Origin of the sequence: Vibrio sp. NH-UV-68, from assembly GCF_042940635.1 — a bacterium.
Lineage (GTDB): Bacteria > Pseudomonadota > Gammaproteobacteria > Enterobacterales > Vibrionaceae > Vibrio > Vibrio pacinii.
Genome location: NZ_CP134975.1, coordinates 2,423,009 through 2,449,257 on the forward strand (window position 1 = coordinate 2,423,009; position 26,249 = coordinate 2,449,257).

Here is a 26,249-nt window from a genome sequence, read left to right on the forward strand (position 1 = left end):
TCACCTATTCATGGATTGCTATAAAACGCAAAAAAGACCGCAACCTTGTCAGTCGCGATCTTCTGTTATTGCTTTGCCATCAGTGTTAGCGAATAACGCCACGCTCAGAAGTTTCCACAAAATCAATAAAGTGCTTAATTGACGGCCACTCTTGCGCCATTTCGACCAGCACTTGCTTGGCTTCAGCTTGAGTCTTACCTGCACGGTAGAACTCCTTGTACGCATTGCGTAGCGCTCGAAGCTCAGCTTTCTCGAAGCCATTGCGTTGCAAGCCAACGAGGTTGAGACCAAATGGTGTGGCATGGTTTCCCTGTGCTAACACATAAGGAGGCACGTCTTTCACCACGGCAGAACAGCCACCAATGTAGCTGTAGGCACCCACTTTACAAAACGGATGAATAGCAGAGAGCGCCATAACACCGGCATGATCTTCTACCGTCACATGACCGCCTAGAATAGCGTTGTTACCAACGTGAGTGTGGTTACCAACGATCACGTCATGAGCAATATGCGCATTAACACACAGTAGATTGTCATTACCGATGACTGTGGTTGCTTTATCTTGAGTCGTACCGCGGTGAATCTGAACCGCTTCACGAATCACGTTACGATCGCCAATCACTACCGTTGTCTCTTCACCGCCATATTTCTTATCTTGGTTCTCTTCACCAATTACAGCATGCGGGAAAATACGGTTGTCTTTACCAATCGTTGTGTGACCTTTTATCACAACATGCGACATAATTTCTGTCCCTTCACCAATCTCAATGTTTCCTGAGATATAAGTAAAAGGTCCAACCGTCACGTTAGCCGCAAGGGTTACGTTACCTTCAATCACCGCTGAAGGATGAATTTGAGCCTTTTCATCAATCATATTAAAACTCTCGACGAGCACACTTAAGCTCGGCTGAACACACAACATCGCCGTCGACTTTTGCTACGCCATTAAACGCAGCAATACCACGACGCTCTTTAATAAATTCGACTTCGATAATCAATTGGTCACCAGGAACGACTGGCTTACGAAACTTGGCTTTATCAACACTTGCAAAGTAGTAAAGTTCGTTGCCAGACGGCGCACCAAAAGATCTAAATGCCAATAAGCCGGTTGCTTGAGCCATGGCTTCAAGGATCAACACACCAGGAAATACAGGCAGTTGAGGGAAATGACCGGTGAACTGAGGTTCATTCACTGAAACATTCTTAATCGCCGTTAGGTATTTCTCTTCTTGAAAGTCGATAACACGATCAATAAGCAAAAACGGGTAGCGATGAGGCAACAATTCCTGAATTTCAGTGATGTTCATCGTTTTATTTTCAGTAGTCAAAGTCATATTCCTATGTTGATGCAATTTTTATCTGTCAGGGCATTATAGATGAAAAAGACTCGCGATACGCGAGCCTTTTGAGTCGAGGATAAGGCATTAAGCGTCGGATGAATTCTCAAGCTGTTTTTCAACCGCTTTCAAACGCTTATTCATCTCATCAATTCGATGCACACGAGCGGCAGTTTTGCGCCACTCTTTATTGGGCTGAAGTGGGATGCCCGAAGAGTACATACCTTTCTCTTCAATACCACGCATGACCATACCCATTCCGGTAATCGTCACGCCATCAGCGATCTCGATGTGACCATTGATGACCGTACCACCGCCAATGATACAGTACTTACCAATCTTAGTACTGCCGGCAATAATCGTACCACCAGCGATGGCAGTACCATATCCGATGTGTACGTTGTGCGCGATTTGCAATTGATTATCGAGAATAACATTATCTTCAATAATCGTATCGTCTAAGGCGCCGCGGTCAACGGTGGTACAAGAACCGATTTCAACCCGATTACCAATTCGAACCGAACCGAGCTGTGGAATTTTAATCCACTCCCCTTTTTCATTGGCATAACCAAAGCCGTCGGAGCCAATGACTGAGTTTGCTTGCAGTAAGCAATCACTGCCAAGCTCGACATCGTGATAGATACTGACATTTGACCACAGTTTTGTATTGGCACCAATTTTGGCATTTTTGCCAATAAAGCAGCCAGCACCAATCACAGCATTGTCACCCAGCTCAACACCCGATTCTATAACAGCGTTTGCACCAATCGAGACATTACTGCCCAATGTTACATCCGCCGCAACAACGGCTGAAGCCGCTATTTCACTGGCAGGTGACGGTGTGGTGTCAAGCGCTTGAGCGACCCTAGCAAACGCGACATACGGGTCTTCAACCACTAAGACATTACCCTTAGCATGCTCACGTTGAGCTTCTTTAACCATAACAAGTGTCGCCTGACACTCAGCTAAATGTTTCGCATATTTTGGATTAGACAAGAAGGTAACATGCCCTTGTTGTGCTTTATCCATCGGCGCTACCATGGTGACAGTTGCATTGCCGTCACCATAAAGCGTCCCCCCGGTAATTGTTGCCAAATCGGCTAAAGAGAGAGTAACCATAATGTACTATTTTAGTTGTTTAATAACTTGTTCAGAGATATTGAATTCAGGTTTACCGTACTGCATGGTTTGAATATCAACAATGATGTCGTAGCCTTCTTTTTCAGCCACTTTTTGCACTGCATCCTGAATCACTTTAAATAGTTTTTGCTTCTCTTCCGCTTCACGACGTGCCGAGGCTTTTTCTAACGCTTGAGCTTTGATCTTGTACTTGCTATCAAGTTGACCAATTTCGATTCGTAATTTTTCAACTTCGTCTTGACCAAGCAGCTCGCCGTCACGTTGAAGTTTCTCAATTTTAGTCTTAGCTTCAGCTTGAATCGCTTTTAGCTCATCCGCTTTGTCTTTGAACTGCTCTTGCATTTTCTGCAAAACCACTTCACGTTGAGGAAGCATTTGGAACACTTGTGCGGTATTTACATAGCCGATTTTTTGCGCCGCTTCTGCTGCGTTTGCAAAAAATGAAGACGTCATGACTACTAGGCCTAAACCAGCCGCTTTGATTGTTTTATTCACTGTTATTTCCTCTAAATTAGAAGGTTCTTCCGATGGTGAAAGTGAAGAATTCTTCATCATCACCTTCGTAAATTTCTATTGGTTTCGCTACTGAGAATACCAATGGTCCCATTGGCGACATCCATTGCAGTGCGACACCGTAAGATGCACGGAAGTTCATTGGATCCGAATAATCGTAGTAATAAGGATCGCTCTCATACCGTGGATCGAAGACAAATTCTGTATCCCATACGCTAGCGGCATCAACAAACACACTGGTACGGATCTGGCTTCGAGTTTCCTCCGATGCAAACGGCGTTGGCACGATAACCTCAAGACTTGCTAGCGCGACAGCGTTACCACCCACTGAGTCATCAGTGGCAGAAACACAACTGGCGCTATTACAAGTATCGGGATTACCATTAGTGCTGTACACCGCTTTCGGGCCCGCTGTATTTGAACCAAAACCACGCAACGTCGTAAAGCCACCTGCGTAATAGTTTTCGTAGAATGGGAACAAGTTATCGTTGCCATCCGTTTGACCATAACCGTTACCGTAGCCCAAACGACCACGCATCAACAAGGTAAACTCGTGTTTCTTTGTTAGCGGGATGTATTGACGGACATCGTACTGCAATTTGAAGTACTGAGCATCAGAACTTGGTACCGTTGCTTTGGCAAAGGCGCGCTGATAGTTACCGGCGGTCGGGAAGTAACCTCGGTTAAGATTATTACGCGTCCACGAGACATTAATATCGAAGTCATTGGTCAAAATGTCACTGTTTTCTTGACCGATGCTCTGCGCAAAGCGCTGTGCTTGATCGTAAGTCGGAACATTACCAATGTTGTTGTGAGTATAACCCACGCCGAATTCAAAACGGTTAAGCTCATCAAACGGGAAGCCCCACGTTAAACTCGCACCATAGCTTTCGTTGGTATAGTCAACAATACCAGCTTCAGACGCTTCAAACTCATTGTAGAAAATTTTGCCTCCCATACTGACACCATCTAGGTTCCAGTACGGATCACGGTAATCTAGGCTGATATTCTTCTGATAGTCGTTCATCATCGCATTGATACCGACGCGATTACCACTACCCACAAAGTTATCTTGCTGCAAGCCGATTTGGAAGCTAATACCAGATTCGGTACCGTAACCAACACCGAAGTTGACGCTACCAGAGTTGGCTTCTTTAACGTTGTAAACCAAATCAACTTGATCTTCACTGCCCGGCACGCGCACTGTCTGCACATCGACAGTTTCAAAGAAACCTAAACGGTTAAGACGATCTTTACCGGTTTGAATCGATTTTGAGTTCAGCCAACTGCCTTCCATTTGACGCATTTCACGGCGTAAAACTTCATCTTTAGTCGCATTATTGCCGATAAAACGAATATCACGCACATAAATTCGATTACCCGCTTCGACATTGACAATTAAAGAAACAGATTGGTTTTCATCATCAAATTCAGGAATTGTGCGTACTTGAGGGTACGCATAGCCTGCTTCGCCCAACAAACGCTTAACACGCTCTTCTAAACTGGTCACCGCTGAGCCGTTATAAGTTTCACCGTCCTCGAACGGAACAAGCGCTTCAAACTCGTCTTCTTTACCTAACAGCTCACCGCGGAATTTGACCTCTTTCACTGTGTATGGCAGCCCTTCGTCTAATCCCAGAGTGATGTACACCCCTTTTTTATCCGGAGAGATCGCAACGTGAGTAGAGTCGATACGGAATTTAAGATAGCCGCGATCCAAGTAGTAAGACTTGAGCGCTTCAATATCACCCGCCAACACTTGCTTCTGATATTTATCATCGGCTAAGAAGTTCCACCACGCGACATCAACGTTCAAGTTAAATCGGCCGAGTAGTTCTTTGTCGGAAAACTGTTGATTACCAATAAAGTTAATCTGTTTAATCTTGGCCGATACACCTTCAGTGAACACGAATTTCAGGTCAGAACGGTTACGCGGCAATGGCGTCACCACCGCTTTCACTCCAGCGTTGTATTTACCAACACTGTAGTAAAAATCTTCCAGACCTTTTTCAATGGTTGACAAGGTCGTACGATCTAACGCTTCACCGACGCGAACACCAGATGCATCTAGGTTCTGCTGCAGTTGCTCTTCCTTGATAGCTTTGTTACCAGAGAAAGAGATACTGGCGATGGTTGGACGCTCTTTAACCTGAACGACAAGCACGTCGTTGTCACGCAGTACCTTGATATCTTCAAAGTTGCCCGTTGCGTAAAGCGCACGGATCATCTCTGAAACATCTTGGCCATCGACAGAGTCACCAATTCGTACTGGCATTTTCAGCAACGCTGCACCCAGTGCAACACGCTGTAAACCTTCAACTTGGATATCTTGAACTACAAAGTTCTCGGCACCGTTTGCGCTGACACTTGTTGCTAACAAGGATGCAAACAGAATATTTTTCATCGCCATATTTGTTTTAGTTATTCCTTACTTCAACCTATTGCTCTGTTACAAGCGAGCAAAGTCATTGAAAATTGCCACAATCATGAGTGAGAAGATAATTGCCCCGCCCACGCGGTAGCCCATTTCCTGAAACTTTTCGGGTACAGGACGCTTTATTACAGCCTCAATGGCAAAAAACAATAGATGCCCACCGTCCAACATTGGCAACGGTACAAGGTTAATAATCCCTAAGTTAACACTTATCAGAGCTAAGAAGCCTAAGAAGTAAACTAAGCCATAATCGGCAGTTGTACCCGCTCCTTTCGCGATGGAAATAGGACCACTCAGGTTATTTAGCCCTACATCCCCAACAATGAGTTTCTTCAACATACTGACGGTAAGGTTGATCACCTGACCCGTTTTCTCAACCGCTTTTCCGACTGATTCAATTACACCATATTGCAATTCGAAGCGATAATTTTCTGGCCATTCTGCGATATCAGGAGCGATTCCTGCAAAACCGATCACACGACCATCCGATAAATCTCGACTATCGGGAATCAGCGTTAATGACAGCGTTTGGCTTGCTCGTTCAACCGTTATGTCAACCGGCGTATTCGGGCTTTGTTGAATTTTTTCAACCACCTGCTGCCAAGACGTTACGTCTACCCCATCTAGCTTAACCAGTAAGTCACCAACCTGCAGGCCGGCTTTAGCGCCAGCACTATCTTGTGACACGTTGGTAAGCTTCGCCGTGATCTCTGGCGTATAAGGCATGAAGCCGAGCGCTGACATTGCAGACTCTTTTTCGGGATCAAAGTTCCAGTTGGTTAAGTCCAAACGCATGGTTTCTTCAATACCGATGCCATCAACCGGAACCACTGTTAATGTCAGTTCCCTATCGCCGATGTGGGAGATAAGCCCCATATTCACCGATTCCCAATCCGCAGTTTGGACGCCGGAAACCGCTTTTAGTTCCATTCCAGATTGCAGGCCAGATTCAGCCGCTATCGAAGCCGGTGTGATCTGTCCTACCACCGGTTTTACCGCAGGCACGCCTATCAAAAAAACTAACCAATAAGCAAAAATTGCAAATAGGAAGTTGAACAACGGACCAGCTGCGACGATCGACGTACGCTTCCATAACGGTTTAGCATCGAAGGTGGTGTGTTTATCTTGCTCCGCCACGTCATCAACTCGACTATCGAGCATTTTGACATAGCCACCTAAAGGGATGACAGACAAGCTGTATTCGGTGCCGTCTTTTGCGACTCGGCTCCAAATCGACTTACCAAAGCCAATCGAAAATTTCTCAACTTTGACACCACAACGACGGGCGACCCAAAAATGACCAAATTCATGCACCGCGACCAAAATACCCAAGGCGACAACGAATGAAGCAAAGTTCCAAATAATACCGCTCATAACTGACGCTCACTTACGAAGTTGCTGGCTAGTTCTCTCGCCATTCTATCGAGCTCGAGTATGCTTTCCAAGTCACGACATGATGATGGGGTGTAAGTCGCGCAGACTTTATCCGCCACTTGTTGATTCACCAATGCGATATCGGTAAAACGCAGTCTTCGATTTAAGAACGCGTCGACCGCTATCTCGTTAGCTGCATTGAGTGCCGTAGTGGCATGCTGACCTTCGTAACAGGCATCTATCGCCAGCTTCAGACAAGGATAACGCTGAAAATCGGGCTCTAAAAAGCTCAGTTCACCGACTTTGGTAAAGTCGAGAGGTGCAACGCCTGCGTCAACTCGTTGCGGATAGGAAAGTGTTAACGCGATCGGCGTCGCCATATCAGGCTCACCCATTTGCGCCAGCACAGAGCCATCTCGATACTGAACCATCGAATGAATCACAGATTGGGGATGAATCAAGACCTTGAGCTGCTCTCGTTCGGTATTAAAAAGCCACTTAGCCTCAATATACTCAAGACCTTTGTTCATCATGGTCGCGGAATCAACCGAGATTTTAGGCCCCATCGACCAATTGGGATGTGCAATCGCTTGCTCTGGTGTCACACTGCTGAGCGACTCAATATCGCTATAACGAAATGGGCCACCTGAACCGGTGAGGAGAATATGCGAGATACCATGCTCAGTTAAAGAGCAGCGACCCAAATTGGTTTGAATCTCATTCGGTAGACACTGAAAAATCGCGTTGTGTTCACTGTCAACTGGCAATAGCTCAGCGCCATAGTGTTCCACTGCATCGATAAACAGCTGGCCAGACATGACTAATGCTTCTTTATTCGCTAATAGCACCCGTTTACCAGATGTTACCGCCGCCATAGTCGGTAACAGCCCTGCGGCGCCGACAATCGCCGCCATCACAGTGTCTACCTCATCCATTGATGATACCTGACACATCGCCTCAACACCCGACATCACCTGGGTGTTGATTTTAAGCTCAATCAACTGTGCTTTAAGACGCTGCGCCGCGATATCACTGGCCATGACCGCATATTCAGGCTGCCACTTTTGGCAAAGTTCACGCATTTTGTCGACATTTTGCCCTGCAACGAGCGCAAAAATAGAGAATGTAGCAGGATTCTGTTCGATGACTTTAAGCGTGCTAGCTCCGATAGAACCCGTTGCACCAAGAATCGTTAACTTACGCATAGCAAGAACCAATGTATGAGCAGGACAAGCCTAAACTCACCTTAAGAGATAAAGTACAAGAACGCAAAAACCGGGAAGGCAGCGGTTAAACTGTCGATGCGATCCAACACACCACCATGCCCTGGGATAATATTGCTACTATCTTTGATGCCTGATACGCGTTTAAACATGCTTTCAACCAAATCACCCAACACTGAGATCACCACGGTGACTAAGGTGATCAGCACCATAGCCCATACGCTTGAAAATTGAATTTCAAACCATTCTGCCGTCGCCCAGCCGACAATAATCGCGGTGATAATTCCGCCGATTAACCCTTCAATGGTCTTATTTGGGCTGACGTGAGGCGCCATTTTGTGTTTACCCAAGCTCTTTCCAGCAAAATAAGCACCACTATCTGCAGCCCAAACAATCAGGCACACATACAGCACCAGCTTAGCGCCATGATAAGGTTCAAGATCAATGCCTTCAGCGCGCAACAAAAGAACACTCCAGAAAAAAGGCAATAAGGTCAGAAGACCAAAAATGTGGCGCAGTAAATTCGAGTGTTGCCAAAGCGATGAGGATTTAGGATAAGTGATAGCAAGCCCACTGGCGACTAACCACCAGACGCAGCCAAGCGTTAAGATGGCATAATGACTGCCACTGAGTAGGTTTAAACTGATGGCATCAAAAGGAACAAACCACAGACTCGCGGCTCCTACGACCACCGCTGGTATAAGCGCTATCGTACGTGAAGAGGCATTGACAAACTGTGTCCACTCCCAAAAGCCAATTAACGTTACCGCCGCAACGGCAAGGATAAAGAGGGGTAAAGAGAGCTTGAAAATTCCTAAAATCACCAGAGGAGCAAGGATAAGCGCCGTTATAATTCGTTGTTTCAAACTTTGATCCTTTATTCGCTTTCCATCAATGCCTTAACTTGTTCACCGGTGCAACCAAAACGTCGCTCTCGATTAACAAACCAAGTCACTGCTTCGATTAAGCTGTTTTCATCGAACTCAGGCCAATAGATAGGCGTAAAGTACATTTCTGCGTACGCCATTTGCCAAAGCATAAAATTGCTAATGCGACATTCGCCGCTGGTTCGAATCATTAAATCAACTTCAGGTAAATCTGCCATCGTCAGGTGTTGGCTAATCAGATCTTCAGTGATCTCATCAGGCTGCAATTCACCGGCGGCAACCTTAGCTGAAATAGCTTTTGTTGCTTGCATGATATCCCACTTACCACCGTAATTCGCCGCAATATTAATGACCATACCACTGTTGGTTTCGGTCAAAGCCTCCGCTTGAGCAATTTTCTTTTGTAGGCGTTGACTAAATCGTGACGTTTCACCAATAACTCGCAGACGTAAGTTATTCTTATGCAGTTTCTTGACTTCGGTTGATAGTACGCTGATAAACAGCTCCATCAACACCCCAACTTCTTCTTCTGGTCGGCGCCAATTCTCGCTGCTAAAAGCAAACAGAGTCACCGCTTTAACACCCAGCTTCGCTGAAGTTGAAATGGTTTTGCGCACCGCAGCAACACCATTTTTATGACCAAAAACACGGGGTTTACCTTGTGCTTTTGCCCAACGGCCGTTGCCATCCATAATGATTGCAATATGTTGTGGAAGTAATTCAGGGGAGAGTTGTGAATTTTGCATAAGACGTTGATTGGTAATCAGCAGGGGACAGAGAGTAGCATAAAAAAGCGCTGTACTGCGAGCACAGCGCTTTTAAAGCGAAAAGTTTGTGGATAAATCAGACTTCCATCAACTCTTTTTCTTTCGCAGCGAGAACGTCATCGACATGTTTAACCGCAGCGTCCGTTAGTTTTTGAATCTCTTCTTGACCTTTACGATCCTCATCTTCAGAGATTTCTTTGTCTTTTAGTAGTGCTTTAAGTTCACCGTTCGCATCACGACGGATGTTACGAATCGCAACACGACCACCCTCTGCTTCACCACGGACAATTTTAACTAGGTCTTTACGACGCTCTTCCGTTAGTGGTGGCAGTGGTACGCGAATAACCGTGCCTGCTGACATTGGGTTTAGACCAAGATCTGACATCATGATCGCTTTTTCAACTTTTTGCGTCAGCTCTTTATCGAATACGGTGATAGCAAGAGTACGTGCATCTTCAGCAACAACGTTCGCAATTTGGTTTAGCGGTGTCGCTGCGCCGTAGTACTCTACGTTGATACCAGCAAGTAGGCTTGGATGCGCACGGCCAGTACGAATTTTAGAAAGGTTGTTTTTTAGCGCTTCAACGCTTTTATCCATGCGCTCTTGAGCGTCTTTTTTGATTTCGTTAATCACAATATCACCTTAATGTGTAAATCTTTCTTGAAGAAAGCCTAACTTGGAGTCTTCAAAAGGCAATACCGCAGCAAAAATCTATCCCATGCTGCGGCGATTGGAATTACTCTGCGTCGCTGATTAGCGTGCCTTCTGCTTCACCCATTACCACGCGACGTAGTGCGCCTGGTTTATTCATATTGAATACACGAATTGGCATTTTGTGGTCACGAGCCAATGTAAATGCAGCCAAATCCATTACTTTCAGTTCTTTTTCAAGCACTGTTTCGTATGAAAGCTTATCATACAGTTCTGCGTCTGGGTTTGCTACAGGGTCTGCGCTAAATACGCCATCTACTTTTGTCGCTTTTAGAACTACGTCAGCTTCAATTTCGATACCGCGCAAACAAGCAGCAGAATCGGTCGTGAAAAATGGGTTACCAGTACCTGCAGAGAAGATCACCACGCGGCCTTGACGAAGTTCACGAATCGCATCGGCCCAATTGTAATCGTCACACACACCTTTTAATGGGATGGCAGACATTACTCGCGCATTGACATAAGCACGGTGCAGTGTATCGCGCATTGCTAGGCCATTCATTACTGTCGCCAGCATCCCCATGTGGTCACCAACAACGCGGTTCATGCCCGCTTCTGCCAGACCTGCACCACGGAACAAGTTACCGCCGCCGATAACAACACCGACCTGAACACCCAGTTCAACCAGTTCTTTTATTTCTTGGCCCATTCGGTCAAGGACCGCTGGATCGATACCAAAACCTTCCTCACCTTGGAGAGCTTCACCACTCAGTTTTAACAGAATACGTTGATATGCTGGTTTAGGGTTCGTAGTCATGGAGTTTACCTTCCAAAAGAGAGTTGTTGATTAACAGTCATGGATAAAGACTCTTACAGTCTGCATCCATCACCGCTAGACACTTCATCGTTAGTCATAAAAAGACCGCAGCCTTGGCTACGGTCTAAACTTTGTGCGTTTGCTCAGGATTAACCTTTTTGAGCTGCTGCTACTTCTTCAGCGAAACTCATGCCTTCCGCTTTTTCAATGCCTTCACCTACTTCTAGGCGAACGAATGTAGCAACTGAAGCACCGCGTTCTTTTAGAATTTCACCAACAGTCTTCTTAGGTTCCATAACGAACGCTTGACCTGTTAGAGAAACTTCGCCAGTGAACTTCTTCATGCGGCCAACAACCATCTTCTCAGCGATTTCTGCAGGCTTGCCTTCGTTCATTGCGATTTCAACTTGAACCGCTTTCTCTTTTTCGACAACGTCAGCTGGTACATCTTCTGGGTTTACGTAATCTGGACGAGAAGCAGCAACGTGCATAGCAACGTGCTTAAGCGTTTCAGCATCACCTTCACCAGCAACAACAACACCGATTTTCTCACCGTGACGGTAAGATGCAATCGCTGCGCCTTCAACGTACTGTACGCGACGGATGTTGATGTTTTCACCAATCTTAGTCACAAGAGCAACACGCTCGTCTTCGAATTTAGCTTGTAGCTCTTCAGAAGTCGCTTTAGTTGCTAGTGCTTCAGCAGCAACTTTGTCTGCGAATGCAGTGAAGTTTGCGTCTTTAGCAACGAAGTCTGTTTGACAGTTCACTTCAAGAAGTACAGCAACGCCGTTCTCTTCTTTGATGATGATTGCGCCTTCAGCAGCAACGTTACCTGCTTTCTTAGCAGCTTTAGCAGCGCCTGATTTACGCATGTTTTCGATTGCTAGTTCAACGTCGCCGTTAGTTTCAACTAGCGCTTTCTTACATTCCATCATGCCTGCGCCAGTGCGGTCGCGCAGTTCTTTAACTAGAGCAGCAGTAACAGCCATTCTCTATTCCTCAGTTGATTCAGAATTTGGTAAAAAACAGGGGCCAATAATGTCGGCCCCTGTTGATAACTATAACTTAGTTAATGCGACAACTAGATGGCACATAAACTAAGTGTGACTTGGAGCCAGCTATTATTCAGCTTCTACGAAACCGTCTTTTTCAGCCGCTACAGCAACGTCTTTATTACGACCTTCAGTTACCGCTTGAGCAGCAGCGTTAAGGTATAGCTGTACCGCACGGATCGCGTCGTCGTTACCTGGGATGATGTAGTCAACGCCGTCTGGGTTAGAGTTAGTATCTACCACAGCGTATACTGGGATACCTAGGTTGTTCGCTTCTTTAATCGCAATATGTTCGTGATCAGCATCGATTACGAATAGAGCGTCTGGTAGGCCGCTCATATCTTTGATACCACCAAGAGATTTCTCTAGCTTCTCCATTTCGCGAGTACGCATTAGAGCTTCTTTCTTAGTTAGTTTATCAAAAGTACCGTCTTGAGCTTGAGCTTCAAGTTCTTTTAGACGCTTGATTGACTGACGAACTGTTTTGTAGTTTGTTAGCATGCCGCCCAACCAGCGGTTGTTAACATAGTACTGGTTGCTTGCGATAGCAGCTTCTTTAACAGCTTCAGATGCAGCGCGTTTAGTACCTACGAATAGAACCTTACCTTTCTTCTCGCCTACTTTAGCTAGTTCAGCTAGAGAGTCGTTGAACATTGGTACAGTTTTTTCTAGGTTGATGATATGAACTTTGTTACGAGCGCCAAAGATGAATGGCTTCATTTTTGGGTTCCAGTAACGAGTCTGGTGACCGAAGTGAACACCAGCTTTAAGCATATCGCGCATTGATACAGTTGCCATTTTAAAATCCTCTATTGGGGTTAGGCCTCCACATCCCCCATAACTCCGACTAGGCTTCTGCCTAGCACCCCGGAATATGTGACGGAATGTGTGTGATTTAAAGATATAAGTTAGTTGGAAGTAATCGGCTTCGCCAATAAAATAGAATTTCACTAGAGACAACAGACCACATTTCCGGCGCGCTTTATACCATATTTTGACCCACTATGGCTAGAAAAAAAACCGCAACTGAACGCTTTTGCCCCTTTTACGTACTAGGTGTCGATGAAGAATAATTCTCATTATGTCCTCTTCCTGTTAGAATGCGGCCATTCGTACCAAGAGGTATAAAGAGCTAAGTAGAGAAAGCCAATGTCAATCAAGATTAAAACAGCTGAAGAAATCGAACGTATGCGAACCGCGGGCGCGTTGGCCGCTGAAATCCTAGAAATGATCGAACCACACATCAAAGAGGGTGTGACGACAGATGAGCTAAACCAAATCTGTCACGATTACGGGATCGAAAAAGGCGCCTATTCGGCTCCGCTTGATTATCATGGATTTCCTAAATCTATCTGTACGTCGATTAACCATATTGTCTGTCACGGCATTCCAGCCCAGCAAGACGAAGTGGGAAGTAATGGTCAACTCAAACCTGCCGTATTGAAAAGTGGCGACATCATCAATGTCGACATTACGGTTATTATCCCCAATGAAGAAGGGGTCGACCTAAGCGTACGTCCAGAAGGCTACCACGGCGACACGTCTAAGATGTTCTTGGTCGGTGATGTTTCAGCTGCAGATAAACGTCTGTGCATGGTGACTCAAGAGGCGCTTTACGTAGGAATGCGTAAAGTCAAACCTGGGGCAACCGTTGGCGACATTGGCAGTGCGATTGAAAAATACATCAAAGAGAACAACAAAAAGAACCCACGTAACAAGTTCTCGATTGTAAAAGATTTCTGTGGCCATGGTATTGGCAATGAATTCCATGAAGAACCGCAAATCGTTCACTACAAAAACAGCGATCGCCGTGTATTGAAAGAAGGCATGTGTTTCACCATTGAGCCAATGATCAACGCGGGTAAGTTTGGGGTTACGGTCGATGCAGAAGATGACTGGACGGTCTACACCGGTGACGGTAAAAAATCTGCGCAATACGAGCACACTATCGTTGTGACTCGTGATGGCTGTGAGGTGCTGACGCTACGCAGCGATGACACCATTCCACGCCTAATGAATAACGCCTAATCATCTAAACATTCCATATCCTCGCTCTGGCGGGGATATTTTTTATCGGTCGACCAAGTGCACGACAGTAAAACAACCACAAAATGGGTTTAGCTATTTAGCTTGGTAACGCACTTTGATAGATTAGTTCGCAACAGGACTATTTTGCATGGATTCGCTGTATGCCTTTACAATCACCACTGACACTCTCAGATCAACAAATCGTTATTAGTGAACTGAAACAACAATTGGAAAAGTTTGCTGACGTTCAAAAGCAAGAGTTTCTCGCTCACCATCCCGTCACCGATTTGGTACTCGGACGCGCTGAATATATCGATTTACTCCTCAATCGCCTATGGCAACATTTTGGTTTTTCCTCACAGCCTAACCTCAGTTTGGTCGCCGTGGGTGGTTATGGCCGAGGAGAGTTGCACCCTCTTTCGGATATCGACATTTTAATCGTCTCACGCCAAGGTCTGCCAGAGTCATTAGCCAGTAAAGTCAGTGAATTCATCACCCTACTGTGGGATCTGCGACTTGAAGTCGGTCATGCAGTGCGCAGCGTTGAAGAGTGTGCTGCGATTGGCAGAGACGATTTAACCGTCGCAACCAACTTGCAAGAATCGCGCTTACTCTGCGGTTGTGAAGAGACCTTTCATCAGCTCCAAATGGTGATTCATTCCGAATCCTTTTGGCCAAGTGAAGTGTTCTACAAAGCCAAAGTCCAAGAGCAACGCAACCGTCATGCGCGCTATCACGACACCACTTATAACCTTGAGCCCGACATCAAATCGACGCCAGGAGGTCTGCGTGACATCCATACCTTAAGTTGGGTGGCTCGACGCCACTTTGGTGCGACCTCTCTATTCGAAATGAGCCATTATGGTTTTTTAACCGATGCCGAATACCGTGAATTGGTCGAATGCCAAGACTTCTTATGGCGGGTGCGTTTCGCACTGCATATCGAACTTAAACGCTACGACAACCGCCTGACGTTTGCCCATCAAGCGCAAGTGGCAGAGAGCCTAGGCTATGTCGGCGAAGGCAACCGCGCCGTTGAGATGATGATGAAGGAGTTCTACCGCACGCTGCGCCGCGTGGCTGAGCTCAATAAAATGCTGCTCAAGTTGTTTGACCAAGCAATATTAGATAATGGCGTGGAAGCGAAGCCTGAAATTCTCAGTGATGATTTCCTTCGTCGCGGTCATCTGATTGAAGCGCGTAAGCCAGCACTGTTTCAGGCTCGTCCAGAAACCATCTTGGATATGTTTTTGCACATTGCCAATGACTCAAGTATTGAAGGGGTTGCGCCACCGACCATGCGCCAACTGCGCACCGCTCGACGACGTTTAAACAAGTTCTTACACACCATTCCAGCAGCGCGGGAGAAGTTTCTCGACCTTTGTCGTCACCCAAATGCGCTGCATAAAGCGTTTGGTTTGATGCACAAACTCGGCGTATTAGCTGCTTACTTGCCTCAATGGAGCCAAATTGTTGGCCAAATGCAGTTCGACTTATTTCATGTTTATACCGTTGACGAACACAGTGTCCGTTTACTGAAACACATCAATACATTCGGCTACGCCAGCAATCACGATAAACACCCAATTTGCTGCGAAATCTACCCGCGCTTACAGAAAAAAGAGTTATTGATCATCGCGGCAATCTTCCACGATATCGGCAAAGGGCGCGGCGGCGATCACTCCGTCATTGGCGAAAGTGAAGCGTATGACTTTTGTCTTGAGCACGGATTATCAAAACCTGAGGCGAAATTGGTCTCTTGGCTAGTGCGCCATCACCTTTTGATGTCCGTGACCGCCCAGCGACGCGATATCTATGATCCTGAAGTGATCACCGAATTTGCCAAACAAGTTCGCGATGAAGAGTATCTTGAATACTTGGTCTGCCTAACCGTGGCGGATATTTGTGCCACCAACCCAGAGCTATGGAACAGTTGGAAGCGCACCCTGCTCGCCGAGTTGTTTTATTCAACCCAGCGGGCACTGCGTCGAGGATTAGAGAACCCGGTCGATGTGCGCGATCGCATTCGTCATAACCAGCAACTGGCTTCAGCCCAACTGCGTAAAGAAGGCTTTAATGCCCGCGAGATTGAGGTGTTGTGGCAACGTTTTAAAGCCGACTACTTCTTGCGACATACCCACAAACAGATCGCCTGGCACTGTAGCAATTTACTGCGCCATCAAGATCACGCGCAACCATTGGTACTCATTTCCAAGAAAGCGACCCGTGGCGGCACGGAAGTGTTTGTCTACAGCAAAGATCAACCCGCGCTGTTTGCGTCTGTGGTTGCCGAGCTCGACCGCCGTAACTTAAACGTTCACGATGCACAGGTCATGACTAGCAAAGACGGTTATGTACTCGATACCTTTATGGTGCTCGATCAACATGGTGAAGTCATTGATGAAAGTCGCCACAAAGCCGTGATCAAACATCTCACTCATGTATTAGAAGATGGCCGACCAACCAAAATTAAAACGCGCCGTATTCCGCGAAATTTGCAACATTTCAAGGTAAAGACCAAAGTCGACTTCCTGCCGACTAAGAGTAAGAAACGTACCTTACTTGAGTTCGTCGCCCTTGATACACCCGGTTTACTGGCAACGGTTGGCGCCACCTTTGCTCAGCTCAATATCCACTTGCATGCAGCAAAGATTACTACCATTGGTGAACGTGCCGAAGATTTGTTCATTATCACCAGTCAAAATGGCGGCAAGCTAACGGAAGAGGAACAGCTCGAGCTGTGCGAAAAACTGATAAAAAACGTTGCGGAACTAGCACCTTAGGCGATCAAGAGCACAAGTTATTAACTTGCTTGAAAAAGCACTGTCTACCACGATCATAGACTGCTACATTAATAATTGATTGGTCATTCTCTGGTCGGTTTGGCCAGAGAATATTACTACAACACAATAGAGGTAGCCTATGTATCCACACCTCACAGGTTTAGGTATTCACGATCCTAAACAAATTGAGCGCTATTCCCTTCGTCAAGAAGCGCACAAGGATGTGTTAAAGATTTATTTTCACAAACAAAAAGGTGAGTTGTTTGCGAAAAGCGTCAAATTCAAATATCCCCGCCAGATTAAGAATGTTCTCGTCGATAGCGGTAGTCATCAATACAAAGAGATCACGGAAATAAACCGCAATCTTACCCTAGTGATCGACGAACTGAACAAGCTCACTAAACCAGAAAAACCAACAGAAACAGACGTCAAACAGAAAATCCTCTCTGATTTACGTCATTTAGAAAAAGTGGTCTCGAGCAAAATTGCTGAAATTGAATCAGATTTAGCAAAACTTAAATAGAAGCGAAACAACGATTAAGGGTTGACGTAATAGCGTCAACCCTTTTTATTTGCGTCAATTACGTTGGTCATTAAAGGTTAAAGCCAACCTGCGTATTGTCCGACGAAATAAAGCACTATGCCCGCCATCACGCCAGCAACAATATCATCGATCATAATACCTAGGCCACCGTGGACGCGCTTATCAAGCCAACCAATCGGCCACGGTTTCACCATATCGAAAAAACGGAACAAGACAAATCCCGTCACTAACCACTTCCAATCGATCGGATTCAAATTGAATAATGGCACCACTAGCATCGTAATCCAAAAACCAGCAAATTCGTCCCACACGATGCTACCGTGATCGTGTACGCCCATATCATCCGAGGTAACCTGACATATCTTAATGCCGAACAGTGATGCCACCACCACAGCCACCAGATACCAAGAGAGCGGCAGTTGAACTAACAGTAAATAGAAAGGGATTGCGGCTAACGTGCCCATCGTGCCCGGAATAATCGGTGACAATCCACTACCAAAGCCAGTCGCGAGTAAATGCCAGGGATTTTTTAATGAGATGAGTGATAATGGATTTGTCATAATGAGCTACTGCTGAGTAAAGTGATCATAACCGCTTAAAGACCAATCTATCGCTTGACCTTTATTATGCAGTTCAAAAGTACCTGATGGGCGAATTTGTCCAATGCAAGTCGCCTTGACGCCACAGTGCGCCAACGCACTTTCGATGGAGCCTTTGTTCTGCTCTGGGAGTGTAAAGCAAAGCTCATACTCTTCCCCGCTGGTTAATGCGTATTGTTGCGCTTTGGTCATGCAACCTAAAAACTGAACCAACTCATTAGAAACAGGAAGTGTGCTAACGTCAAGGCTTACTCCAACCTCAGAGCGCTTAGCGATATGCTTAATGTCGGAAATCAAACCGTCCGAGATATCAATCGCTGAACTAGCCAGATTAAGCAATGCTTGTCCGGCCAATACTCTTGGGGTTGATAAATAATGACGTTGTTCAAGCTCTGCGGCAAACGGTGTACTGCGGCGTTGGGGGTCCAAGATGACATCTAACCCCGCTTTACTGTCACCGAGGTTGCCCGTGACATAGACCCAATCGCCAACGCGAGCACCATCTCGACGCAGCGCTTTGTCCGCATCAACCAAACCTTGTACGGTTAGCGTCACGCTCAGCGGCCCTTTGGTGGTGTCTCCCCCAATCAGCTGAATACCGTAATAGTCCGCCAATTCAAAGAACGCCTCGCAAAATGGTGCTAGCCAAGTTTCATCGGGTGTCGGCATTGTTAAGGCAAGCGATACCCAAGCTGGCGTTGCGCCCATCGCAGCAAGATCACTGATGTTGGAGCATAGGGCTTTGTGCGCGACCCAAGCCGGATTCGCTTCACTAAGAAAATGAGTACCAGCGACCAAAGTGTCGGTACTAATGGCGACAGAGAGATTGTCAGGCACCTTAACTAAGGCGCAATCATCACCGGCGGCAAGCAAGACATCTTTGCGCTGTTTTTGCCGACCCACAAAGTATTTTTCTATCAGATTAAATTCACCAGGCATAGCGTGACCATTTACAACTTGTACCAACTTGTCTGTCGAGGTTGGTATTAAAATACACTAGACATAAAAAAGGTCAGCGATTGCTGACCTTTTATAATCTTGGACGATTATTTTTTACGTACGTGCGGTGCGGCTTTATCTAGCACACCGTTGATAAACTTGTGGCTATCTTCTGCAGCGAAGACTTTAGCAAGTTCAATCGCTTCGTTGATGACCACTTTATAAGGGACATCTTCGCGACGTGTCATTTCATACATAGCAAGACGCAACAGAGCAAGCTCCATCATGTCCAAATCTTGCATTGGACGCGCAGTGTATGGACGAATTTTACAATCTAGCTCTGTGTGACTTAGCACAACACCTGTTAGTAGGTCACGGAAGTATGCAACATCTGTGTCTGGAGCAGAAAGTGCAGGTTCTTGAGCATGATGTTCTTCTTCATCATACTTACCACCTGACAAAAATTGCTCTTCAATCGTAGCAACATTTTCTTTAGTAATTTGCCAAGAGTAGATCGCTTGCAAAGCGAATCGACGTGCATTACGACGTGCGGCTGGTTTCACACTGGCCCCCATTAGGAATCGATTTCTGAAAGAACGTTAATCATCTCAAGTGCGCTTAGTGCAGCCTCTGCACCTTTATTACCAGCCTTGGTTCCCGCGCGCTCAATAGCTTGATCAATAGTATCAACAGTCAGTACACCGAACGCAACTGGAAGGCTGTATTCCAGAGACACTTGTGCAAGACCTTTATTACATTCACTACAAACATAGTCAAAGTGTGGTGTTCCGCCACGAATTACCGTACCAAGCGAAACAATCGCATCGTATTTAGCGGTTTTCGCGACACGTTGAGCAACAAGAGGTAACTCAACTGCGCCTGGGCAGCGAACTACGGTAATGTTGTCTTCGCTAACTTGACCATGGCGTTTTAAAGTATCGATTGCACCAGACAATAGACTTTCGTTAATAAAACTGTTGAAACGAGAAATAACGATAGCAATTTTTGCGTTTGGCGCTGGGAAGCCACCCTCGATCACTTTCATAAGCCTTCCTTTAACTATATTCATCAAGTGAGAATCGCCGGATTCTAGCACAATTCTGTGAGCAATATCTAATGGAAATTTAGCATTACTCACCGTGTTAACAACAGAGCGAAAACCGAAAGGGCAAATGATGGTGACCTTTGCCCTCAGATACGATTAAGCCGAAACGATCAGTCGCTCACATATTCCACCACATTGAGGCCAAAACCGCCCAACGCATGATATTTTTTGCTCGCTGACGAGAGTAAGCGCATATCGTGGACACCAAGATCGGCCAGAATCTGCGAGCCAACACCAACGCGGCGTGATGTTCCCTGCTTCTTGGCTAACGTCGGCGCTTGACCTTTATCTTGCGCTTCAAACATTTTCACGCGGTGAATCAACAGTTCGCTTGACTCTTCATTGCCCAAAATCACCAAGACCCCCCCTTCACTGCCAATACGTTGCATTGCTTTGTCCAGTGTCCAACTGCGCTCTGCGTTGCGATCGCTATGGAGTAGATCGGTAAACGTATCTTGCAAGTGAACGCGTACCAATGGCGCTTCTTTACTCAGCTCGCCTTTACACAGTGCATAGTGAATTTGGTTATCGATGATGTCGCGATAAGTCACTAAGTTGAAGTCACCAAACTCGGTCGGTAAATGACACTCAGCAACGCGCTCAATCGTGGTTTCGGTATTATTGCGGTACTCGATAAGATCAGCAATCGTACCGAGCTTAATACTGTGCTTTTCAGCAAAGATTTCGAGATCTGGACGACGCGCCATGGTGCCATCATCGTTAAGTATTTCGACAATAACGCCGGCCGGTTCAAAACCAGCCAAACGCGCCAAATCACAGCCGGCTTCGGTATGACCAGCACGGGTTAATACGCCACCCTCTTGCGCCGCTAAAGGAAAGATGTGACCTGGCTGCACAAGATCGGCAGCCTTGGCATCTTTGGCGACGGCCGCCTGAACAGTGCGTGCACGATCGGCCGCTGAAATCCCGGTAGTAACGCCTTCGGCCGCTTCAATTGAAACGGTAAAATTAGTGGTGTACTGCGCATTGTTATCTTGCACCATTGGCGGCAAACCAAGGCGCTCACAACGCTCTTTAGTCATTGTCAGACAGATCAAGCCACGACCATGCATCGCCATAAAGTTGATCGCTTCCGGTGTAACGTGCTCGGCAGCCATGATCAAATCGCCTTCGTTCTCTCGGTCTTCGTCATCCATTAAGATAACCATTTTACCCAAACGAATATCTTCAATAATTTCTTGTGGCGTACTAATTGGCATAATTGTCTTCCTATTCTTGGCGTCTGCGGCGAATCGAGTCGGTTAGATAATCGCTAACCTAAGCAAATCCATTTTGTTGTAAGAATTCCATGGTAATGTTTGATTGTGGCTGCTCTGACTGGCTGGTCAGTAGGCGTTCCATATAACGCGCCAACACATCGACCTCTAGATTGACCTTACGGCCAACATGAAAATCAGCGATGGTTGTTTCGTCTCCGGTGTGCGGAACAATCGTCAATTTTAACGCGTTTTTACGCAGTGCATTAACCGTCAGGCTAATACCGTCCACCGTTATTGATCCTTTTTCCGCGACATATTTACTGATTTCGGCGGGCATCGCGACCCAAAATTCTATCGCTCGGCCAACGCTATTGCGCTCAACGATTTCACCCACACCATCGACATGACCAGACACGATATGTCCGCCAAATCGAGTGGTTGGCAACATGGCTTTTTCTAAGTTGACGCTATCCCCCACTTGATAGTGAGCAAAGCCCGTTTTTTGCAACGTTTCTAACGACAAATCTGCACTGTAATGGCTGTCGCTATAGTCAACCACGGTCAAGCAGACACCATTAGTGGCAATGCTGTCTCCCAGTTTTACGTCGGACATATCCAGCTTACCGACCTCAACCGTGACACTTATATCTTCGCCTTTTGGCGTAATGGCTGTCAGCGTACCAACAGCTTCAATAATACCTGTAAACATAGTTACGATTCTTTTTGGCTAATAGTGGCGATAATGCGGATATCTTTACCCACTTGTCGAATATCTTTAATATCGAGATCAATCACTTGCTCCATCGCCTCTAAACCAAGTGCACCGAGTAAGCCTCGGCCATCACTGCCCATGATTTTGGGTGCCAAGTAAAGCACCAGTTCATCGACTAAATCAGCAGTAATTAAGCTACTTGCCAGAGTTGCACCAGCCTCAACCCAAAGGTGATTGATGTTGTGTTGAGTAGCAAGCGTGGAAAACAGAGCGTTAAGATCAATACGTTGATCGTTATTCAATGGCGCAAAAATGTCACCTTGTGGAGCAACAATCACGCGCTCACCTGGAGTGTGAAACAGTTTTAGCGCGGATGTCAGTCTATTTTGACGATCTAAGATCACACGCTTAGGTTGACGCACATCGGTAGGATTATATTGTGCTTGCACATATTTGGGCAGTTCACTCCAACGCACGTTAAGCGAGGCGTCATCGTCAATGACCGTTTGGCTCGTTGATAAAATGGCGCCGCTGCGCGCACGAAAAGCTTGGACATCTTTGCGCGCTTCAGCCCCCGTTATCCATTGGCTTTGACCGTTGGCTAGTGCGGTCTGCCCATCAAGACTTGCCGCCATTTTTAGTTGTACAAACGGCATCTCGGTTTGCATACGTTTGATAAACGCAGGATTCAGTGCCCGAGCCTGATCTTCAAGTAGCCCAACTTCAACCTCAATTCCGGCATCACGCAACATCTGAATGCCGCGCCCAGCAACTTGGGGGTTGGGATCTTGCATCGCACATACCACTTTCGCCACGCGGGCTTTGATCAACCCTTCGGCACAAGGTGGGGTTCGTCCATAGTGAGAACAAGGTTCTAATGTTACGTACGCCGTTGCGCCGATCGATTGATCCGCCGCCATGCGCAATGCATGCACTTCAGCATGAGGTTCACCCGCACGAAAGTGGCAGCCTTCACCGACAATGTCACTGTTTTTGGCAATCACACACCCTACATTAGGGTTTGGCGCCGTGGTGTAGATGCCGCCTTTCGCCAGCTCAATAGCCCGCGACATCATCTGATAATCTGTAGCAGTAAAGGTTGCCATTACGCTGTCCAATTAATCTTCTAGTCTTGCGATTTCTTCGCCAAATTCACGAATATCTTCAAAACTACGGTAAACCGAAGCAAAACGAATGTACGCCACTTTATCGAGCTCTTTGAGTTGATCCATAACTAAGTTACCAATCATTTCGCTCGACACTTCACGTTCACCCGTCGCACGAAGCTGTGATTTGATCATGCTGATCGCCACATCAACCGCATCGGCGCTGACCGGGCGTTTCTCTAACGCTCGCTGCAGACCACCAACCATTTTATCTTCATTGAAAGGCTCTCGGTTGCCATTGGATTTAATCACTCTTGGCATTACCAATTCAGCGGTTTCAAATGTCGTAAAGCGCTCGCTGCACGCTAAACATTGCCGACGACGGCGGACCTGATGGCCGTCGGCAACCAAACGCGAGTCGATCACTTTGGTGTCGTTTTCAGAACAAAAAGGACAATGCATATCACCTCCAAAACTATGTCGGATAGTTTACCGGATTAACTAAAGCTAAGAAAAGCAAAAGGGGCTAGATAGCCCCCTTTTCAATCAATGTTTAACCAGATCTGTTAACTACGCGGCAAGTAGTTTGCTTTACCGACCCATTTGTAGCTAGTGAGCTCTTCAAGCCCCATTGGTCCACGTGCATGCAGTTTCTGGGTTGATACCGCAACTTCAGCGCCGAGGCCAAACTGAGCACCGTCGGTAAAACGGGTTGATGCATTGACATACACCGCGGCAGAACCCGCTGAGTTAATAAATAACTCGGCATTTTCTAAGCTATCGGTCATGATCGCATCTGAGTGACTGGCGTTGTGTACGCGCATGTGGTCAATGGCTTCTTTCACATCCGCAACCACCTTGACGCCTAAAGTGTAAGCGAGCCATTCGGTATCAAAGTCACCGTCTCCCGCTTGACGAAGTTGTGTTGCTGCTGACATCAGCGCTTGCGCTTTTGGTTCAGCCACGAAGCTAACTTTATCATTCATACGCTCAACGATAAGCGATAAAAACTCGGCGGCCACTTTCTCATGCACTAGCAGTGTATCTAGCGAGTTACATGCCGAAGGACGCTGCACTTTGGCGTTTTCTACCACATCGAGTGATTTCTCTAGATTTGCGCTGTCATCGACAAAGATGTGGCTGATACCAAACCCACCAATAATCACAGGAATAGTACTGTTTTCTTTGCACATTTTGTGCAGGCCTGCGCCACCTCGTGGAATGATCATGTCAACATAATCGTCCAACTTAAGCAGTTGAGAAACCAGTTCACGATCTGGCTTTTCAATGTATTGCACCGACGCGGCAGGTAACTCCGCTTTTGCCAACGCGGATTGAATCACTTTGACCAATTCCATATTGGAGAAAAAGGTCTCTTTACCACCACGGAGAATACTCGCGTTACCGGTTTTTAGACACAAAGCAGCAATATCAATGGTGACATTTGGCCGCGCTTCATAAATCACCCCAACCACGCCAAGCGGCACTCGGCGACGTGAAAGCGACATACCATTTTCAAGCACTTTGCTGTCAAGCTCACTGCCCACCGGGTCATTAAGGCTAATAACATTACGCACATCATTGGCAATGCCCGTTAAGCGCGATTTATTAAGCAGCAGTCGATCTAACAGGGCATCAGTTAAACCTGCTTTGCGACCATTCTCAATGTCTTTGGCGTTAGCCGCCAAAATTGTCTCGGCATTAGCTTCAAGTTCATCGGCAATAATGGCCAGTGCTTGGTTCTTTTGCGCCGTTGATGCCGTTGCTAGTTGGAAAGCCGCTTCTTTCGCTGCTTTACCCATAGAAATCAATTGCATGTATATTGTCCTTTATTCCTGAATTACGACCATATCATCACGATGCAGCACTTGATTGCCGTAGTCATAACCTAATATTCCAATAATATCTTTACTGTGTTTACCGACGATTCTGGCCATGTCATGACTTGAATAGCTCGCAATACCACGAGCGATCAGCTTGCCGTGGCGATTAGTGACTCGCACCACATCCCCGCGGGCGAATTGACCACCAACGTGAATAACGCCTTTTGCTAGCAAGCTACTGCCTTTAGCGACAACGGCATTGACCGCACCATCGTCGATCATGATGTCTCCCGATGCCGCTGGCCCCGCAAGAATCCAGCGCTTACGATTTTCAAGCGCTTCTTCGCACGGTAGAAAACGAGTGCCTTGTGGACTGTCGCTAAGAGAATCAAACACCACATTCGGCGCGCTGCCTGCGGCAATAATCACTTCGATCCCCGCACGACGTGCGATGTCTGCCGCTTGCAACTTAGTCGCCATTCCGCCCGTACCCAGCGTAGTACCACTGCCACCAGCAATTTTACGCAGAGTGTCGTCAATGGTTTTGACTTCTTTGATCAGCTCAGCATTAGGGTCTTTACGTGGGTCGGCGGTAAATAAGCCTTTTTGATCGGTCAGCAGCAGCAGTTTGTCTGCACCACACAAAATACCGACTAATGCGGATAAGTTATCGTTGTCACCCACTTTGATTTCACTGGTTGCCACCGCATCGTTTTCATTGACGATCGGGATGATGCCGTTGCCAACCAAAGCATTAATGGTATCTCGCGCATTAAGGAAACGTTCACGATCTTCAAGATCAGCACGCGTTAGCAACATTTGGCCAATTTTGAGTCCATAAATCGCAAACAAGGATTCCCATGCTTGAATCAACTGGCTTTGGCCAACGGCCGCCAATAACTGTTTGCTTGCCATAGAGTTGGGCAATGCGGGGTAGTCGAGGTGCTCTCGGCCTGCCGCAATTGCGCCAGACGAAACCATCACCACAGAGTGACCTTGCTTTTTCAGTTCTGCACACTGGCGAACCAACTCAACCATGTGAGCTCGGTCTAATGCTAAAGTGCCACCAGTTAAAACACTCGTACCGAGTTTAACGACCACGGTCTGTAACTGTGGTGCTTTTCCGCTTTTTTGATTCATTGCCTTTCTACTATGAAAAATTAAAAATCGTCACGATCTTATTTGCCACAC

General features: G+C 46.5%; 26 protein-coding genes. 3 read left to right on the forward strand and 23 right to left on the reverse strand.

Annotation, left to right across the window (positions count from 1 at the left end; genetic code table 11):
- Nucleotides 1–85: 85 nt before the first annotated feature.
- The 13 genes from lpxA to rpsB form a co-directional block, all read right to left on the reverse strand.
- Nucleotides 86–874, reverse strand: coding sequence for an acyl-ACP--UDP-N-acetylglucosamine O-acyltransferase (gene lpxA / locus ViNHUV68_RS11070; RefSeq protein WP_391088141.1), 789 nt, complete (start codon nt 872–874; stop codon nt 86–88).
- A gap of 1 nt (nt 875) precedes the next feature.
- Entirely contained in the window at nt 876–1,328 is a 453-nt protein-coding gene (gene fabZ / locus ViNHUV68_RS11075; RefSeq protein ID WP_100752225.1) for a 3-hydroxyacyl-ACP dehydratase FabZ, read from the reverse strand.
- Between the two features lie 96 nt (nt 1,329–1,424).
- The gene (gene lpxD / locus ViNHUV68_RS11080; protein WP_038174012.1) at nt 1,425–2,456 is read right to left on the reverse strand and encodes a UDP-3-O-(3-hydroxymyristoyl)glucosamine N-acyltransferase; all 1,032 of its coding nucleotides are present in this window, start codon (nt 2,454–2,456) and stop codon (nt 1,425–1,427) included.
- A gap of 6 nt (nt 2,457–2,462) precedes the next feature.
- A complete protein-coding gene (locus ViNHUV68_RS11085) occupies nt 2,463–2,972 on the reverse strand; it encodes an OmpH family outer membrane protein (protein WP_038174013.1) in 510 nt (169 codons plus the stop codon).
- Nucleotides 2,973–2,988: 16 nt separating this feature from the next.
- A complete protein-coding gene (gene bamA, locus ViNHUV68_RS11090; RefSeq protein ID WP_038174014.1) occupies nt 2,989–5,400 on the reverse strand; it encodes an outer membrane protein assembly factor BamA in 2,412 nt (803 codons plus the stop codon).
- A 39-nt stretch (nt 5,401–5,439) separates the two neighbouring features.
- Nucleotides 5,440–6,798 (reverse strand): sigma E protease regulator RseP, encoded by a 1,359-nt coding sequence (gene rseP, locus ViNHUV68_RS11095; protein WP_038174015.1) that lies wholly within the window; start codon nt 6,796–6,798, stop codon nt 5,440–5,442.
- Nucleotides 6,795–8,003, reverse strand: coding sequence for a 1-deoxy-D-xylulose-5-phosphate reductoisomerase (gene ispC / locus ViNHUV68_RS11100; protein WP_391088144.1), 1,209 nt, complete (start codon nt 8,001–8,003; stop codon nt 6,795–6,797). Before ispC ends, rseP begins: the two co-directional genes overlap by 4 nt.
- A gap of 41 nt (nt 8,004–8,044) precedes the next feature.
- Nucleotides 8,045–8,887: a phosphatidate cytidylyltransferase gene (locus tag ViNHUV68_RS11105; RefSeq protein ID WP_391088147.1), complete on the reverse strand. Its 843-nt coding sequence runs from the start codon at nt 8,885–8,887 to the stop codon at nt 8,045–8,047.
- Nucleotides 8,888–8,898: 11 nt separating this feature from the next.
- A complete protein-coding gene (locus ViNHUV68_RS11110; protein ID WP_038174018.1) occupies nt 8,899–9,654 on the reverse strand; it encodes an isoprenyl transferase in 756 nt (251 codons plus the stop codon).
- 97 nt (nt 9,655–9,751) lie between these two features.
- Nucleotides 9,752–10,309: a ribosome recycling factor gene (frr, locus tag ViNHUV68_RS11115; RefSeq protein ID WP_038174019.1), complete on the reverse strand. Its 558-nt coding sequence runs from the start codon at nt 10,307–10,309 to the stop codon at nt 9,752–9,754.
- Nucleotides 10,310–10,412: 103 nt separating this feature from the next.
- Complete coding sequence (gene pyrH, locus ViNHUV68_RS11120; RefSeq protein WP_038174020.1) at nt 10,413–11,144, reverse strand: UMP kinase; 732 nt, start codon at nt 11,142–11,144, stop codon at nt 10,413–10,415.
- A gap of 149 nt (nt 11,145–11,293) precedes the next feature.
- On the reverse strand, nt 11,294–12,136 hold the full coding sequence (tsf, locus tag ViNHUV68_RS11125; RefSeq protein ID WP_100752188.1) for a translation elongation factor Ts: 843 nt from the start codon (nt 12,134–12,136) through the stop codon (nt 11,294–11,296).
- Between the two features lie 132 nt (nt 12,137–12,268).
- On the reverse strand, nt 12,269–12,997 hold the full coding sequence (gene rpsB / locus ViNHUV68_RS11130) for a 30S ribosomal protein S2 (protein ID WP_038174022.1): 729 nt from the start codon (nt 12,995–12,997) through the stop codon (nt 12,269–12,271).
- Nucleotides 12,998–13,348: 351 nt separating this feature from the next.
- Between rpsB and map the strand changes: the two genes are divergently transcribed.
- The 3 genes from map (at nt 13,349) to ViNHUV68_RS11145 (ending at nt 17,533) form a co-directional block, all read left to right on the forward strand.
- Nucleotides 13,349–14,227 carry a type I methionyl aminopeptidase gene (map, locus tag ViNHUV68_RS11135; RefSeq protein ID WP_038174024.1) on the forward strand — a complete coding sequence of 293 codons (879 nt, stop codon included), beginning with the start codon at nt 13,349–13,351 and terminating at the stop codon, nt 14,225–14,227.
- A 161-nt stretch (nt 14,228–14,388) separates the two neighbouring features.
- Complete coding sequence (glnD, locus tag ViNHUV68_RS11140) at nt 14,389–17,010, forward strand: bifunctional uridylyltransferase/uridylyl-removing protein GlnD (RefSeq protein WP_038174025.1); 2,622 nt, start codon at nt 14,389–14,391, stop codon at nt 17,008–17,010.
- A 139-nt stretch (nt 17,011–17,149) separates the two neighbouring features.
- Nucleotides 17,150–17,533 (forward strand): DUF3461 family protein, encoded by a 384-nt coding sequence (locus ViNHUV68_RS11145; protein WP_038174026.1) that lies wholly within the window; start codon nt 17,150–17,152, stop codon nt 17,531–17,533.
- Nucleotides 17,534–17,610: 77 nt separating this feature from the next.
- On the opposite strand, the gene pgpA is transcribed toward ViNHUV68_RS11145, so the two are convergent.
- The 10 genes from pgpA to proB form a co-directional block, all read right to left on the reverse strand.
- Nucleotides 17,611–18,114: a phosphatidylglycerophosphatase A gene (pgpA, locus tag ViNHUV68_RS11150; RefSeq protein WP_038174028.1), complete on the reverse strand. Its 504-nt coding sequence runs from the start codon at nt 18,112–18,114 to the stop codon at nt 17,611–17,613.
- Nucleotides 18,115–18,120: 6 nt separating this feature from the next.
- On the reverse strand, nt 18,121–19,092 hold the full coding sequence (gene thiL / locus ViNHUV68_RS11155) for a thiamine-phosphate kinase (protein ID WP_038174029.1): 972 nt from the start codon (nt 19,090–19,092) through the stop codon (nt 18,121–18,123).
- A 107-nt stretch (nt 19,093–19,199) separates the two neighbouring features.
- Nucleotides 19,200–19,667, reverse strand: a complete 468-nt coding sequence (nusB, locus tag ViNHUV68_RS11160; protein WP_038174030.1) for a transcription antitermination factor NusB — start codon at nt 19,665–19,667, stop codon at nt 19,200–19,202.
- Complete coding sequence (ribE, locus tag ViNHUV68_RS11165; RefSeq protein WP_038174031.1) at nt 19,667–20,137, reverse strand: 6,7-dimethyl-8-ribityllumazine synthase; 471 nt, start codon at nt 20,135–20,137, stop codon at nt 19,667–19,669. The genes nusB and ribE overlap by 1 nt, the downstream gene beginning before the upstream one ends.
- 170 nt (nt 20,138–20,307) lie before the next feature.
- A complete protein-coding gene (ribBA, locus tag ViNHUV68_RS11170) occupies nt 20,308–21,417 on the reverse strand; it encodes a bifunctional 3,4-dihydroxy-2-butanone-4-phosphate synthase/GTP cyclohydrolase II (protein WP_038174032.1) in 1,110 nt (369 codons plus the stop codon).
- A gap of 58 nt (nt 21,418–21,475) precedes the next feature.
- A complete protein-coding gene (locus ViNHUV68_RS11175; RefSeq protein WP_391088155.1) occupies nt 21,476–22,126 on the reverse strand; it encodes a riboflavin synthase in 651 nt (216 codons plus the stop codon).
- A 2-nt stretch (nt 22,127–22,128) separates the two neighbouring features.
- Nucleotides 22,129–23,235, reverse strand: coding sequence for a bifunctional diaminohydroxyphosphoribosylaminopyrimidine deaminase/5-amino-6-(5-phosphoribosylamino)uracil reductase RibD (gene ribD / locus ViNHUV68_RS11180; protein WP_038174034.1), 1,107 nt, complete (start codon nt 23,233–23,235; stop codon nt 22,129–22,131).
- A gap of 12 nt (nt 23,236–23,247) precedes the next feature.
- The gene (gene nrdR / locus ViNHUV68_RS11185; protein ID WP_038174036.1) at nt 23,248–23,697 is read right to left on the reverse strand and encodes a transcriptional regulator NrdR; all 450 of its coding nucleotides are present in this window, start codon (nt 23,695–23,697) and stop codon (nt 23,248–23,250) included.
- Nucleotides 23,698–23,801: 104 nt separating this feature from the next.
- On the reverse strand, nt 23,802–25,052 hold the full coding sequence (locus ViNHUV68_RS11190) for a glutamate-5-semialdehyde dehydrogenase (RefSeq protein WP_038174037.1): 1,251 nt from the start codon (nt 25,050–25,052) through the stop codon (nt 23,802–23,804).
- A gap of 12 nt (nt 25,053–25,064) precedes the next feature.
- A complete protein-coding gene (gene proB / locus ViNHUV68_RS11195; RefSeq protein ID WP_038174038.1) occupies nt 25,065–26,198 on the reverse strand; it encodes a glutamate 5-kinase in 1,134 nt (377 codons plus the stop codon).
- Nucleotides 26,199–26,249 lie beyond the last annotated feature (51 nt).

Bases quoted from the DNA above. Each gene is read 5' to 3' on its own strand.
- proB (WP_038174038.1), bottom strand. From the start codon at position 26,198: ATGAATCAAAAAAGCGGAAAAGCACCACAGTTACAGACCGTGGTCGTT.
- ViNHUV68_RS11175 (WP_391088155.1), bottom strand. From the start codon at position 22,126: ATGTTTACAGGTATTATTGAAGCTGTTGGTACGCTGACAGCCATTACG.
- ribD (WP_038174034.1), bottom strand. From the start codon at position 23,235: ATGGCAACCTTTACTGCTACAGATTATCAGATGATGTCGCGGGCTATT.
- rseP (WP_038174015.1), bottom strand. From the start codon at position 6,798: ATGAGCGGTATTATTTGGAACTTTGCTTCATTCGTTGTCGCCTTGGGT.
- ViNHUV68_RS11190 (WP_038174037.1), bottom strand. From the start codon at position 25,052: ATGCAATTGATTTCTATGGGTAAAGCAGCGAAAGAAGCGGCTTTCCAA.
- pyrH (WP_038174020.1), bottom strand. From the start codon at position 11,144: ATGACTACGAACCCTAAACCAGCATATCAACGTATTCTGTTAAAACTG.
- rpsB (WP_038174022.1), bottom strand. From the start codon at position 12,997: ATGGCAACTGTATCAATGCGCGATATGCTTAAAGCTGGTGTTCACTTC.
- ViNHUV68_RS11110 (WP_038174018.1), bottom strand. From the start codon at position 9,654: ATGCAAAATTCACAACTCTCCCCTGAATTACTTCCACAACATATTGCA.
- map (WP_038174024.1), top strand. From the start codon at position 13,349: ATGTCAATCAAGATTAAAACAGCTGAAGAAATCGAACGTATGCGAACC.
- lpxD (WP_038174012.1), bottom strand. From the start codon at position 2,456: ATGGTTACTCTCTCTTTAGCCGATTTGGCAACAATTACCGGGGGGACG.
- tsf (WP_100752188.1), bottom strand. From the start codon at position 12,136: ATGGCTGTTACTGCTGCTCTAGTTAAAGAACTGCGCGACCGCACTGGC.
- nusB (WP_038174030.1), bottom strand. From the start codon at position 19,667: ATGGGGGCCAGTGTGAAACCAGCCGCACGTCGTAATGCACGTCGATTC.
- pgpA (WP_038174028.1), bottom strand. From the start codon at position 18,114: ATGACAAATCCATTATCACTCATCTCATTAAAAAATCCCTGGCATTTA.
- glnD (WP_038174025.1), top strand. From the start codon at position 14,389: ATGCCTTTACAATCACCACTGACACTCTCAGATCAACAAATCGTTATT.
- ribBA (WP_038174032.1), bottom strand. From the start codon at position 21,417: ATGCCAATTAGTACGCCACAAGAAATTATTGAAGATATTCGTTTGGGT.
- ribE (WP_038174031.1), bottom strand. From the start codon at position 20,137: ATGAAAGTGATCGAGGGTGGCTTCCCAGCGCCAAACGCAAAAATTGCT.
- nrdR (WP_038174036.1), bottom strand. From the start codon at position 23,697: ATGCATTGTCCTTTTTGTTCTGAAAACGACACCAAAGTGATCGACTCG.
- lpxA (WP_391088141.1), bottom strand. From the start codon at position 874: ATGATTGATGAAAAGGCTCAAATTCATCCTTCAGCGGTGATTGAAGGT.
- ViNHUV68_RS11145 (WP_038174026.1), top strand. From the start codon at position 17,150: ATGTATCCACACCTCACAGGTTTAGGTATTCACGATCCTAAACAAATT.
- bamA (WP_038174014.1), bottom strand. From the start codon at position 5,400: ATGGCGATGAAAAATATTCTGTTTGCATCCTTGTTAGCAACAAGTGTC.
- thiL (WP_038174029.1), bottom strand. From the start codon at position 19,092: ATGCCTGGTGAATTTAATCTGATAGAAAAATACTTTGTGGGTCGGCAA.
- ispC (WP_391088144.1), bottom strand. From the start codon at position 8,003: ATGCGTAAGTTAACGATTCTTGGTGCAACGGGTTCTATCGGAGCTAGC.